Source organism: Chromobacterium sp. CV08, assembly GCF_051129845.1.
GTDB lineage: Bacteria > Pseudomonadota > Gammaproteobacteria > Burkholderiales > Chromobacteriaceae > Chromobacterium.
This window is the reverse complement of the sequence record NZ_CP150453.1, coordinates 3,783,410-3,796,677: the sequence shown is the minus strand read 5'-3', so window position 1 is coordinate 3,796,677 and position 13,268 is coordinate 3,783,410. Positions and strand designations below refer to the sequence as shown.

Below are 13,268 nucleotides of genomic sequence, written 5' to 3'. Positions count from 1 at the left end.
CCGACGGCGCGTCCGGCCTCTCCCTGCCGGGCGGGCCGCATGTTCAGGCGGCCAGCGTGGCGCCGCCGTCCACCACCACGTCCTGCATGGTGATGTGGCCGGCCAGGTCCGAGGCCAGGAACAGCACCGCGCCGGCGATGTCGGCCGGCGTGGCCAGCTTGCCGAGCGGAATGCCGAGCCGGTAGGCCTCGGGCTTGCCGGCGATGGTGCGGGCGGCGCCGTGTTCGTCCTGCCACATGCCGCGCAGCATAGGCGTGTCGGTGGAGCCCGGCGACACCACATTGCAGCGCACGCCGTACGGCGCCAGCTCCAGCGCCGCGTTGTGGCTGAGGCTGACCATCGCCGCCTTGGACACGCCGTAGCCGGCCATGTCCAGCCGCGGCACGTGGGCGGCGTTGGACGCGATGTTGACGATGGCGCCGGCGCGGCGCGCCTTGAAATGCGGCATCAGCGCGCGCAGCAGGTAGAAGGGGCCGCTGACGTTGACGGCCAGGCATTGCTGCCAGTCGTCGACGGACAGCGCGTCCAGCTGGCCGGTGCGCAGCACGCCGGCGGCGTTGACCAGCACGTCGGGCAGCGCGTTCTCGTCGGCCAGGCGGCGGCACAGCGCGGCCACGGCGTCGGCGTCGCGGATGTCCAGCGGCAGTTCGCGCAGCGCGCCGCCGCCATCGGCCTGGCCCTCGAACTTCAGATCCAGCGCGATCACGCGCGCGCCGGCCTCGAGCAGCCGTCCCGCCACTTCGCGGCCTATGCCCTGGGCGGCGCCGGTGACCCAGGCGCATTGGCCGGTGAAATCCAGTTGGCGCATGCTCAGGCCTCCTGCGGCAGCCGGGACGCTATCGCCGCCCACCAGCCGTCCAGCGTCGGCGTGCGGGCCAGGTCCTCGAAGCCTATGTCCAGGCCCTGTTCGCGCCAGCGGCCCACCAGCTCCATCACGCGTATCGAATCGAGGCCGTAGTCCAGCAGATTGTCGTCGCCGGCCAGGCTGTCGTCGCCGTCCTCTAGCACCGCCAGCAGCTGCGCCTTCAGCCAGTCGCGGGTGATCGCCTCGGCGCCGGCTTCGGCCAGGTCGGCGGTGGAGACGACCGCGCCGCAGCGGGTGGCCACGTAGCGCAGCGCCATCTTGTGCTCGTCCTCGCTGAAATCGGCGACGGCGTCGCCGACCATGAAGGCCTGGATGTCGCGCATGAAGGCGTCGCAGGCGGTCATCATGCAGCCGATGTGGGCGTAGACGCCGCAGATCACCAGCTGGTCACGGCCCCAGGCTTTCATCCTGTCCTGCAGATCGCTGCGCTGGAAGGCGCTGTAGCGCCATTTGACCAGCACCGTGTCCTGCGGACGCGGCGCCAGCGCCGGCGTCACCGCCTGCAGCGCCGGATCGGCCGTGGTCAGGCCGGGGCCCCACATATCGTTCAGCAGCGCGCGGTCCTCCGGCTTTTGCTCGGTCGGTTGGGCGGTGTAGATCACCGGCACGCCGTGGCGGTCGGCCCAGTCGCGCAGCGCGGCGACGCGGGCGGTCAGCTCTTGCATCAGCGGGCTGTCCTCGCCGTAGAAGGCCAGGAAGTAGCGCTGCATGTCGTGGATCAGCAGCGCGGCGCGCGCGGGTTCTACGCGCCAGGAGGTCTTGTTGGCGGGGAAGTCGGCCGCCTGCGGCAGCGGGTAGGCGTTCAGCTTGGGGATGCTCATTGTGTTCAGGCTCCGGCCGCGGCGGCCAGCAGGCCGCGCAGCGTTTGTTTGTCTATCTTGCCGACGTGGGTCAGCGGAAGGGTGTCCACCAGTTCGAAGCGGTCGGGCAGCTTGTAGTCGGCCACGCCCTGCTCGCGCAGGAAGCGGCGCAGCGCCACCGGCTTCAGTCCGTCCCCGCGCGCGACGACGTAGGCGCAGCTTTTCTCGCCCAGCATCGCGTCGGGCATCGCCACCAGCGCGGCCTGGGCCACCTGCGGGTGCAGCAGCAGCAGGTGCTCGATCTCCTCGGCGGCGATCTTCTCGCCGCCGCGGTTGATCTGGTCCTTGACCCGGCCGACCACGCGCAGATAGCCGCGCTCGTCGGCGACGACGACGTCGCCGGAGTAATAGAAGCCTTCGTTGTCGAACACGCGGGCGTTGTGCTCCGGCGCCAGGTAGTAGCCGCGGAAGGTGTAGGGGCCGCGGGTGGCCAGCATGCCCGGCGTGCCCGCCGGCACCGGATGGCCGGCCTCGTCGACCACCTTGACCTCGTCGCCGTCGCTCATCGGCCGGCCCTGGCAGCCGAAGACGATGTCGTCGCCGTCGTCGAGCCGGGTGTAGTTGACCAGGCCTTCGGCCATGCCGAACACCTGTTGCAGCGCGCAGCCCAACACCGCCGGCACCTGGCGCGCGGTGGCCTCGGCGAAGCTGGCGCCGCCGACCTGCAGCAGCTTCAGGCTGGCCAATTGCGACTCGCGGCCCGGCGCCGCCTGCAACCACAAGGCGACCGCCGGCGGCACCAGCGCGGCGATGTCGACCCGGTGGCGCTCGATCAGCGCGAAGCAGGCCTGCGCCTCCGGATTCGGCGCCAGCACCACGGCGCCGCCGGCGTGGAACACGCCCAGCGCGCCGGGCGAGCTCAGCGGGAAGTTGTGCGGCGCCGGCAGCGCGCACAGGAAACGGGTGTGCGGGCCGAGTCCGCAGATTTCGGCGCTGCGGCGCACGCTGTAGAAGTAGTCGTTGTGGGTGCGCGGAATCAGCTTGGGCGTGCCGGTGCTGCCGCCCGACAACTGGAAGAAGGCGACCTCGTCGGCGGCGCTCGGGCCGGCGTCGTCCGGCAGGCCGGCATGGTCCTGTTCCAGCACCGCGTCCAGTCCGCCGTTGGCGAACAGGCGCACGCTCAGCGCCGGCGAGATCGCGGCCAGCTGGTCCGCCATCGCGTCGTCGCCGAACAGCGGATGGCGGCGGTCGGCGATCAGCAGCTTGGGCTGGATCTGGCGGGCGTAGGCCGACAGCTCCAGCTTCTGATGGCTGAACAGCGCGTTGACCGGCGCGACGCCTATCTTGAACAGCGCGAACAGCGCGATATAGAACTCGGCCGTGTTGGACAGCTGCACCAGCGCGGTGTCGTGGCGGGCGAGGCCGCGCGACAGCAGCCAGGCGGCCAGATTGCCGGAACGGCGATCCAGTTCGGCGTAGCTGATCTCGCGCTCGCCGCACAGGATCGCCGGCGCGTCGGGGCGCTCGCGGCATTGCCGCTGCAGCATCTCGGTCATCGGCTGGTCGTTCCACCAGCCGGCGGCGCGGTAGCGGGCGGCCAGATCGTCGGGCCAGCGGGTGAAGGCGATGCTCATGCCAGCGCCTCCGTGCCGGACAGGCCGAAGGCGGCCAGCATCGTGCCGAGCTTGGCCTGGGTCTCCGCCCACTCCGATTCCGGCGTCGACGCGGCGACGATGCCGGCGCCGGCGAACAGCCGCACCCGCTGCCGCTCGACGGTGGCGCAGCGTATCGTCACCGCCCACTCGCCGTTGCCGGCTTCGTCGCACCAGCCGACCATGCCGCTGAACACGCCGCGCTCGAACGGCTCGATCTGGCGGATCAGCTGCCGCGACGCCTGGGTCGGGAAACCGCAGATCGCCGGCGTCGGATGCAGCTGGCAGGCCAGCTGCAGTACCGACATGGCCGGATCGGCCAGCGTGCCGTCTATCGGCGTGCCCAGGTGCCACATCGCGCGGGTGCCGAGCAGCGACGGTTGGTCCGGGATGGCCAGCTCGGCGCAGTGCGGCGTCAGCACGCTGCGGATCTCGTCTATCACCAGGCTGTGCTCGTAATGGTCCTTGGTCGACGCCAGCAGCCGCTGGCCTGCGTCGGCGTCGGCGGCCGCGTCGGCCTGACGCTTGGCCGAACCGGCCAGCGGGAAGGTGCGGATGCGGGCGCCGTCCTTCCGCAACAGCAATTCGGGGCTGACGCCTATCAGGCGGGCGCCGCCGTACAGCGGCAGCTGGAACTGGTAGCCGCTGGGATTCTGCGCGCAGGCGGCGTCGAATACCCGGTCCGCCGACACCGGCTGGTCGAAGTCCACTTCCAGCACCCGCGACAGCACCGCCTTGCGGATGTCGCCGTCGGCGAAGCGCGCGATCGCCTGGCTCACGGCGCGCTTGAAGCCCTGCTCGTCCGGAATGCTGCGCGCGCTCAGCGCATGGGCGCCGTCGGCGGGGAGGCGGGCGGCGGCCAGCCTGTCTTCGCGGTCGAAGAAGGCGTGTTGCCCGGGGATGAACAGCTCGGACGGCTTGTCCATGTCGAAGGGGATGGCGCCCATCAGCACCGGCTCGCGCAGGCCGTCCGCGCGGGCGCGGGCGAAGGCTTCGGCGACGGCGCGCGCGAAGGCGCCGCCGGCATCGCCGCCGTCGCGCGCCGGCAAGCTCAGGCGGGAGTGGATGCCGCTGGCTTTCACGCTGCGATGGGCGGACATGAAATAGTAGGAATCGCCATCGTCGGCGGTCGTCGCGGATTGCGTGCGCATGGCAGGCTCCAAACGGTAATGATAATGATTATCGTTTAAAGTTATATTCAATCCATGTCATGTGTCAAGCATAAAGTGAATGAATAAGGCATTAATGTGAATGGAATGCTAATGGTTCTTGGGAATTAAGGACTTAGCGTTTCCGCAGCCCTTGGGCCTTGCCAGGTGTCGGCCTCAGGGCCTGTTCAAGGTCTTTTTGTGGCCGCGGCCGTTTTCTACCGGATGCCGGGCGCCCAAAGCGGCCCGCCGCAGTGTCGTTCAATGCAACAGGCGTTTGACAAAGCCATGCGCCGGCCGGGCTGCGATGTTCGCAAAAAGACTTTGAACAGGCTCTTAGAGCCGCTAACAAAACCGCGCAGCGTACCTGAGCCAAGGCGCGCCGACGCAGGCAGTACAAGTAGTACGACAAGGAGGCGCAACGCAGGATCAGGGGTTTTGTTAGCGGGTCTTAGCCTGATTGCCGGCTGCCGGCAAGTCCGGAAAGCAATGATTTGCATTGCACCAGTCCTAATTGGCAGTACTGCTTGCCGTTTGTCGGACATACCAATTAAATACCAATGCCGTCGGCATGACGGCGCCACGCGCCGGCAAGCGCACAGCCGCGCCGGCGTCACGATGCAGTGAACAACAAGGGAGTGGACGATGAGCATGAAGCGATTGCTGGGGGCGGCGGTGCTGGCCGCCTTGTCGACGTGGGCGTGGGCCGCCCCGGATGCGACGGTGCTGGGACAGAGCCTGTCCTTGAGGATTGCCGTGGACACCAATAAGGGCGCGGCAGCCGGCGCGCCGTGCGCCGAGCTGGGGGCGGACTGGGCGTCCTGCCTGAAGGGGCGGCTGATCCTGGAAAACAAAGGCGGGCAGGCGGTGCCGGCCGGCGGCGGCTGGAATCTGTATCTGCACAGCATACGCCGCATCCTGAAGCTGGACACGCCGCAGTTCGCCCTGCGCCACATCACCGGCGACCTGTACCAGATCACGCCGACCGCCGCCTTCGAGGGCCTGGCGCCCGGCCAGAAGCTGGAACTGCCGCTCCTGGACGAATACTGGATCCTGCAGGAAAGCGACGTCCTGCCGCGGCCCTATGTGACGGTGGACGGCCAGCAGCCGGCCCTGCTGCAGCACGACAGCAGCGACGAGGCCAGCTATCTGCTGCCGCTGAGCGGCGACAACTGGAAGAATCCTGCCGGCGAACTGCGGCCGCTGGCGACGCCGGAGCAGCGCTACCGGACCTTCAGCCAGCGCGGACCGCAACTGGCGGCGGCGCAGGTGGCCAACCGCGTCATTCCTGCCGCGCTGCGCCAGCATCTGGGCGGCGGCGAGCTGCTGGTCCGCGGCGTCAATCTGAACCTGTCAGGCATCAGCCCGGCGCAGAAGGACGCGCTGGCGCGGCGCGCGGCGCAACTGGGCTTGCGCGGCGACGGCATCGGCGTCAGCGGCGGCATCGTCGGTTCCCGCCTGCCGGCCGACATCGCCGTCTCCGGCGGCTACCGGCTGCAGATAGGCCAGCAGGGCGTCAAGGTCGAGGGCTTCGACGCCGCCGGCGTGTTCTACGGCGTGCAGACGCTGCTGGGCCTGCTGCCGCAAGGCGGCGGCCAGGTGCGCTGGATGACGGTGGAGGACGCGCCGCGCTACGTCCACCGCGGCTTCATGGCCGATCTGGCGCGCAACTTCAAGCAGCCGGCGACGGTGCGCCGCCTGATAGACCAGATGGCCGCCTACAAGCTGAACAAGCTGCACCTTCACCTGTCCGACGACGAGGGCTGGCGTTTGCAGATTCCCGGCCTGCCGGAGCTGACCGACGTCGGCGCGCGCCGCTGCCACGATCTGAGCGAAACCCGGTGTCTGGTGCCGCAACTCGGTTCCGGCCCGGCCAACCAGTCCGGCGGCGGCTATCTGTCCCGCGCCGACTATATCGAGCTGGTGCGCTACGCCCAGGCCCGCTTCATCGAGGTGATCCCGGAGTTCGACATGCCGGCCCACGCGCGCGCCGCGGTGGTGTCCATGGAGGCGCGCTACCGCAAGCTGGCCGCCGCCGGCCAGGCGCAGGCGGCGGCCGAATACCGGCTGCTGGACCCGAAGGACCAGTCCAACACGCTGTCGGTGCAGTTCTACGATCGCCGCACTTATTTCAATCCCTGCGTGCCGGGCAGCGCGCGCTTCGTCGCCAAGCTGGTGTCCGAAGTGGCGCAGATGCACCGCGAGGCCGGCCAGCCGCTGCAGACCTGGCATTTCGGCGGCGACGAAGCCAAGAACATCCTGCTGGGTTCCGGCTTCCAGGATGTCGGCGGCACCGATCCGTCCAAGGGCAAGGTCAATATGGCGCAGCAGGACAAGCCTTGGGGCCGCTCGCCGGCCTGCCAGGCGCAGATCGCCAAGGGCGGGCTGAAGAGCGTCGACGAGCTGCCGCTGCGCTTCGCGCGCGAAGCCAGCCGTATCGTCTCCGCCCAGGGCATCCCGACGATGGCGGCGTGGCAGGACGGCGTCGCCGGCTCGGGCGGCGCGTCCGACTTCGCCACCCGCAATACCATGGTCACCGAATGGGACACGCTGTACTGGGGCGCGGCCCAGGCCGCCAACGGCTATGTCGCCAAGGGTTTCCAGACGGTGCTGGCGCTGCCTGACTATCTGTACTTCGACTTCCCCTACGAGCTGAACCCGCGCGAGCACGGCTATTACTGGGCCTCGCGCGACACCGACAGCTACAAGGTGTTCAGCTTCGCGCCGGACAATCTGCCGCAGAACGCCGAAGTGATGCCGGATCGACAGGGCCAGCCGTTCGCTGTGACCAGCTCGGCCGCGCCGGCGCGTTACGCCGGCATACAGGGCCAGGCCTGGACCGAGGTGATGCGCACCGACGCCGAGTTCGAAACCATGGTCTACCCGCGCTTGCTGGCGCTGGCCGAGCGCGCCTGGCACAAGGCCGGCTGGGAGCGGCCGTACAAGGTCGGCGAAACCTATCAGCTGGGCGTCACGCAACTGGTGGACAAGACGGCGCTGAACGCCGACTGGCAGCAGTTCGCCGCGGTGCTGGGCTGGCGCGAAGCGCCCAAGTTGGAGCACGCCGGCATAGGCTACCGGGTATCGATGCCGGCGGTGCTGCCGGGGGCCAACGGGGCGTCGGCGACGACCGAATGGCCGGGCGCGCGGCTGCAGTACTCGAGCGACGGCCATGGCTGGCAGACCTACCGGCCCGGCCAGCAGGTGCAGGCGCGCTACTGGCGCGGCGTCACCCAGGACGGCCGCCGCGCCGGACGGGTGGAGGCGCTGTCGGGGCAGTGAGAGGCATCGGTGCGGGCAGGACGCCTGGCCGCGCCGGCCGTCGCTTGGGCTGAGCTTGCGAAGGCCAACGTTCGCCGGGAGAGCTGGCCTCATGCTCCCGGTAAGCGTTGGCCTTCATTTCATTCAGTCCGGGCTACGTCCATTGCCGGCATTCCGCGTCGTCAATCGTCGAGGCCGGCGGCGTGATCGATCGGACGGCCGTCATTGCGTCCGCCACTCCGCCGGCGAATGGACATAATGCACAGATCGCCAATACGAGGCGATGCCTATGTCGTACCCATGGGCGAGCATCACTTGAATCACGTCGAGGCCGGCAGCGGTCTTGTCCGTCGCCAGCGCCAGCTTGGCCAATCGGGTAGCGCGCTGCGGGTTGGCGATGTCCGGGTCTTTCGAATAGGCGACAACGCTTAGGAAGGTCGAGGCTTCATCGTTGTTTTTCGCCGAGATGGGGAATGTTTTCCCTTTGTAGACCTGTGCATGCATGACCCAGGGTTGAGAGTCCACTGCATCGGTGATGCTGATCAATGAGGCGAATGGCTCGCTGGAGGTGAAATGCTTGATGAAATATGGCGCAATGCCGGAGGCCATCGCCAGCAGAGCGCAAGCCGCGACATGGCCTTTCCAGACGGCAGGCGCAAGGACATGCCCGCTGGCATCCGTTGAGACAACGTAGGAGGCGACGAGAAGATCGCCGAGAGACTGCCGCGACTTGCGATTGAACACGTACAAATAGACGACGGGAAGCCCGATGCCGAAAACGGCTATCGAAAGCGCATAAAACCAATACGAGAAAAATACCGACTCGGAAAACAGCATGCTGTTCAGAAACCATGGCGCAGCTAAGGGCAGGAAGCGCGCAAATGCTGCCGGCACCGAAAGCGGCGTTCCGCTTTTGGCGACGACTCTGATTTTCAGCAGTCGTTTTCCAACTGTCTGGCCGCCGCCCATCTTGCTGTTCTGGACTGCAAAGTAGACTGCCGCTATGGAAAATCCCAGCAATTGCCCCCAAGGACCCAATCGCGCAAGCTCCTGGGTGAAAAAGTATCCCAAAGCCATTCCAACGACAGCAAGCAACAAGCAGTCCAGGAAAAAGGCAGCTAAACGCCTCCAGAAACCAGCGATTATCCGGGGTTCGCTCAACGAATCAATTGTCATGTGTCTTCCATTGTTCTTGTATGGGGCGCGGTAAAAGCCAGGGCCGAAGCGTTGCAATGGCTGCTTCTGGCCGGCGGAGGCGATCCTAGCACATCGGCATGGCGGTCGGCCAAGGCAGCCCTGCAGGCGGGGAGGGATGGCGGGCTGCTGCATCGACTCGTTCCCGAAGTCTTTGCCTGGAAAGGGGGGCGCAAGTCGTGCGATGGATCGGGCGGGTGGGGCCGGGCTGCCCTTAGGGGCCGTTCCCGGCAAGTATCGGGCTTCATTTCATTCCGCCCGGCGGCGGTACCAGGATGGTCAGCCCCGTTCAAGGTGGCCGCTGATGCCTTTGTGCTAGCATGCAGAAACGATTCCACAAGCTCGATGGCGACCCGCCCGACGTCCTCACCGGCGGGATGCCGAATCCGTCGGCGGAAGGAAATGCGAAGGGAAGAGGCGTTCTCGGCTTTGTGCGGGAGCCGTCGCCTGCGCTGAGCCGGCGGCCGGTTATTTTCCAGGCGATGGCTTGGGTGTTTGCTCTACAGTAATAAACAATGAGCAAGCGCTAGGAGCGGCTGACAAAATTCCTGATGCGGCCCTGCGCCGACTCGTCGTACTCCGGTACTGCCTGCGCCGGCGCGCCTTGCCTCAGCCGTCAAACTGACCTTGTTGGCCGCTTTAAGCAGGCGAGTTTACTCAATGCCGTTTTCATGCATATGGATGTGACTGTGTGGTGTGGAATGAAATTGACATCAATGGCAATGGCGTTTCTTTGCATGGCATTCATTGGCACCGCGGCTGCCAAGTCTTTTGTCATTGGTGTCGAAGACGTTGACTATTACCCTCTGCATAGCTGCGTCAATGGGAAATTTTCCGGATATGGTCGGGATTTGCTCGATGCATTCGCAAAGCAAGCCGGCCATTCGTTTACTTATATGCCGCTTCCGGTCTCAAGGCTGTTCCATACGTTTCTGAACGACAATTCGATTGATTTCAAATACCCGGACAATCCGCGCTGGCAAGCCGATCTGAAAAAAGGGAAGCTCATCTTCTATAGCGAGCCGGTCGTAAATGTCATTGAGGGCTTGTTGGTGAAGCCTGAGAGCGTCGCTCAACTATCGGAGACTTCCCTTAAATCCATTGTGACCATGCGAGGCTTTACGCCTTGGCCTTTTGATCAGGCCATGCGGCAAAAGATCAATGATGGAACCATTCGGGTCTATCAGGAAGATTCGTTCAGCAAAGTGATCGCTTTAGGGATGACCGGGCACTACGACGCCGTCTATGCCAGCCCGATAGTCATCAATTACTATCTCGATATGGTTATTCGCAAGCCTGGCGCGCTGGTGTTTGATAGAAAACTTCCTTTTGAAAGCAATGATTTTTCTCTCTCCAGCATCCGGCAAGGCGATGTGGTCAGGCAGTTCAATGAATTTCTTGCCAAAAACCCAGCCTTTATTATGGAACTCAAGAGAAAGTACAGACTAAATGACAAGGTGGCTCCATGAGTTAAGGGCTGTGGGCTGGGTTGGCCTTCTTGCATTTAGACCCGCTAACAAAACCCCTGATCCTGCGTTGCGCCTCCTTGTCGTACTACTTGTACTGCCTGCGTCGGCGCGCCTTGGCTCAGGCACGCTGCGCGGTTTTGTTAGCGGCTCTTAGTCCAAGTTGGCTTCCGTTACCTGGAATCCTGAATTCTAATGAGTCGCTATCTATCTATGGCGTCCACTGTGGCTGAAAATGGGAGGCGGTCAGCATCCCAAGTTCCATCAGGCTAGGTCCGAAACCGAAGAAGGAAGATGGGACCGATGATCGCCGCCGGCACGTAGACCCGCCGAATGCGCCAAAGCATCCGACGCTGCCGGTCCACGAAGCAAAGAAGAAGTCACTGAGTACGCCGAGCCTGCGTAGTAACAGGACCAATCGTGGTCGAAACAAAAAGCCTTCCCATCTCGGGAAGGCTTTTTGATGAGCGCGGGCTTCGCTCTCGGCGGAGGATGGAGGCTCGCTCCTGTCGCGACAAGGTCGGATGGTTCTGCAGCCGGGCCGGGGATGCTGGCGCTGCCATCGTTGGCAGCATCGGAGGCGGAGAAACGGGTGGCGGTGCTTTCCTTTTTTGCAATGCGACCGGGGCAAGCGATGGCCAATGCCCAGGCGGGCCACGAGGGATTCTGACTCAGAAATGATCGACCTCGATCACCGCGTCGGCGAAGGCGCGCGGCGCTTCCTGCGGCAGGTTGTGTCCCACGCCGCCGCGGATGAGCAGGTGCTTGTACTTGCCGGTGAAGCGCTTGGCGTATGCCGCCGGTTCGGGGTGAGGCGCGCCGTTGGCGTCGCCTTCCATGGTGATGGTCGGCACGGTGATGGCGGGGAAGGTGGCCAGGCGCGCTTCCAGGCCGGCGTACTTCGCTTCGCCGGTTTCCAGGCCCAGGCGCCAGCGATAGTTGTAGAGGGTGACGGCGACATGGTCCGGGTTGTCCAGCGCCGCGGCGCTGCGTTCGAAGGCGGCGTCGTCGAAATGCCACTGCGGCGAGGCGCTTTGCCAGATCAGTCTGGCGAAATCGCGATGGTTCTTCTCGTAGCCGGCGCGGCCGCGCTCGGTGGCGAAGTAGAACTGGTACCACCATTGCAGCTCGGCCTTGGGCGGCAACGGTTGCTTGCCGGCTTCCTGGCTGCCGATCAGGTAGCCGCTGACGGTAACCAGCCCCTTCACCCGTTGCGGCCACAGCGCGGCGACGATGTCGGCTGAGCGCGCGCCCCAGTCGTAACCGGCGAGGATGGCCTTGTCTATCTTCAGCGCGTCCATCAGCGCGACGACGTCGGAAGCCAGCGCCGCCGGCTGGCCGTTGCGCACGGCGCCGGCGTCGCGAAAGCGCGTGCTGCCGTAGCCGCGCAGGTATGGCACGATCACGCGGTAGCCGGACCGGGTCAGAATGGGGACGACGTCGATGAAGCTGTGGATGTCATACGGCCAGCCGTGCAGCAGGATGACAGCCGGGCCGTCGGCCGGGCCTTCGTCGACGTAGCCGATGTTCAGCACCCCGGCGTCGATCTGCTTGATTGTCTTGAAGCTGGGCAAGGTTTGCGCCGCGGTCGCCGTCGCGTCCGGCGCGGCACCGGCTGTCAGCGCCTGAGCGTTTCCCGCCAGCGCGAACGCTCCGGCCAGAGAAAGCGCGATTGCGGCGAGGAGCTTGCGGCGCTTGCTGTCGATGGTTTTTTTCATCCTGTTTCACCTGTGGTGGTTGGGTGGGGTGTCGCGCATCGATGACGCGGAATGACCGGCGCTGCGTGGCGCGCCGGCCGGCGTCCCGGTGGATGGCCTCACTATGCCAACTTGCTGATTTCACAGGAAGAGCAACAATATGCACACTTTGTTGCCTTATAAGCAACGCAAGGACGGAGCCTGAGCATGCGGGACATCAATCAACAACGGCTGCGTTATTTCCGCGAGGTGCTGCGGCACGGCTCGATACGCGGCGCGGCCGACAGCCTCAACACCTCGCCGTCGGTGATTACGCGCCAGATCAAATTGCTGGAGGACGAACTGGACGTCGCGCTGTTCGAACGCGCGGCGCGCGGGGTCAGGCCGACCGAGGCCGCCGCGCATCTGCTGGAATACTGGCGCGGCTGCCGCTCGCACCAGGAGCAATTGGAAGACCAATTGCTGGCCCTGAAGGGCTTGCAGCAGGGGCAGGTGCAGCTGGCGATCAGCGAAGGGTATGTCGACGCCTTGGTCGACGAGGTGCTGACCCCGTTCTGCCGGCAATATCCGCAGCTGGAGATCGGGCTGGAGATGTGGCCTGTCGACGATCTGCTGCGCGAAGTGGCGGAAGGGCGCGCGCATATCGGCCTTGCCTACAATCCGCCCGCGCATCCCCACATCGAATATCGCGCCAGCTCCGCGCAGCCGGTCGTGCTGCTGGTCCGGCCGGACCATCCGCTGGCGCTGAGGGGCGGGCCCGCCGGCATCGCCGACTTGCTGTCCTACCCGCTGGCCTTGATGCCGCCGACGTTCGGCATCGGCCACGCGGTCAGGATGCTGGAATTCGCCGAGGGCATACGGATTCGCCCGGCGTTGACCACCAATTCGCTGTCCGCGCTCAAGCGCATCGCCGCCGCCGACAACTTCGTCGCGCTGATCGGCGAGTTCGCCGCTTACCGCGAGCTGATGGCCGGCGAATTGACCGTGGTGCCGATCGACCATCCGCTGCTGCAAGGGGCCAAGGCCAGGCTTTTGGTCAAGGCAGGCCGTCCGCTGGCGGCCGCGCCCCGGGAGCTGCTGGCCTGGATTGCGCGGCGGATGTCGATGTTCGCCGCGGCTGTGGACTAGGAGGGCGGCGATGCCGTTGTGCGGTGGTGGATTGTTTTAACGAGTAGTTGAGAAGGG

Annotated in this window: 10 protein-coding genes; 4 read left to right on the top strand and 6 right to left on the bottom strand. The window is 65.7% G+C overall.

Going from position 1 to position 13,268, the window contains the following annotated elements; all coding sequences use genetic code 11:
* Positions 1-43: 43 nt before the first annotated feature.
* The 4 genes from dhbA to WNM05_RS17280 are packed head-to-tail and all read right to left on the bottom strand — an operon-like array spanning position 44 to position 4,468.
* On the bottom strand, positions 44-808 hold the full coding sequence (dhbA, locus tag WNM05_RS17295) for a 2,3-dihydro-2,3-dihydroxybenzoate dehydrogenase (protein WP_434629139.1): 765 nt from the start codon (positions 806-808) through the stop codon (positions 44-46).
* Between the two features lie 2 nt (positions 809-810).
* The gene (locus WNM05_RS17290) at positions 811-1,686 is read right to left on the bottom strand and encodes an isochorismatase family protein (protein ID WP_434629137.1); all 876 of its coding nucleotides are present in this window, start codon (positions 1,684-1,686) and stop codon (positions 811-813) included.
* Positions 1,687-1,691: 5 nt separating this feature from the next.
* Positions 1,692-3,299 carry a (2,3-dihydroxybenzoyl)adenylate synthase gene (locus WNM05_RS17285; RefSeq protein WP_434629135.1) on the bottom strand — a complete coding sequence of 536 codons (1,608 nt, stop codon included), beginning with the start codon at positions 3,297-3,299 and terminating at the stop codon, positions 1,692-1,694.
* Positions 3,296-4,468: an isochorismate synthase gene (locus WNM05_RS17280; RefSeq protein WP_434629133.1), complete on the bottom strand. Its 1,173-nt coding sequence runs from the start codon at positions 4,466-4,468 to the stop codon at positions 3,296-3,298. The genes WNM05_RS17285 and WNM05_RS17280 overlap by 4 nt, the downstream gene beginning before the upstream one ends.
* A gap of 642 nt (positions 4,469-5,110) precedes the next feature.
* On the opposite strand from WNM05_RS17280, the gene WNM05_RS17275 reads away from it, so the two are divergent.
* Complete coding sequence (locus WNM05_RS17275) at positions 5,111-7,747, top strand: family 20 glycosylhydrolase (RefSeq protein WP_434629131.1); 2,637 nt, start codon at positions 5,111-5,113, stop codon at positions 7,745-7,747.
* A 201-nt stretch (positions 7,748-7,948) separates the two neighbouring features.
* Here WNM05_RS17275 and WNM05_RS17270 read toward each other — a convergent pair whose 3' ends face one another.
* The gene (locus WNM05_RS17270) at positions 7,949-8,902 is read right to left on the bottom strand and encodes an RDD family protein (protein ID WP_434629129.1); all 954 of its coding nucleotides are present in this window, start codon (positions 8,900-8,902) and stop codon (positions 7,949-7,951) included.
* Positions 8,903-9,240: 338 nt separating this feature from the next.
* Here WNM05_RS17270 and WNM05_RS17265 point away from each other — a divergent pair, with 338 nt between their 5' ends.
* Both WNM05_RS17265 and WNM05_RS17260 read left to right on the top strand, forming a co-directional pair.
* Positions 9,241-9,429 (top strand): hypothetical protein, encoded by a 189-nt coding sequence (locus tag WNM05_RS17265; RefSeq protein ID WP_434629127.1) that lies wholly within the window; start codon positions 9,241-9,243, stop codon positions 9,427-9,429.
* 42 nt (positions 9,430-9,471) lie between these two features.
* On the top strand, positions 9,472-10,389 hold the full coding sequence (locus tag WNM05_RS17260; RefSeq protein ID WP_434629125.1) for a substrate-binding periplasmic protein: 918 nt from the start codon (positions 9,472-9,474) through the stop codon (positions 10,387-10,389).
* A gap of 668 nt (positions 10,390-11,057) precedes the next feature.
* Here WNM05_RS17260 and WNM05_RS17255 read toward each other — a convergent pair.
* Complete coding sequence (locus WNM05_RS17255) at positions 11,058-12,104, bottom strand: alpha/beta fold hydrolase (protein WP_434629123.1); 1,047 nt, start codon at positions 12,102-12,104, stop codon at positions 11,058-11,060.
* A gap of 186 nt (positions 12,105-12,290) precedes the next feature.
* Between WNM05_RS17255 and WNM05_RS17250 the strand changes: the two genes are divergently transcribed.
* Positions 12,291-13,211 (top strand): LysR family transcriptional regulator, encoded by a 921-nt coding sequence (locus tag WNM05_RS17250; RefSeq protein WP_434629122.1) that lies wholly within the window; start codon positions 12,291-12,293, stop codon positions 13,209-13,211.
* Positions 13,212-13,268: the final 57 nt, after the last annotated feature.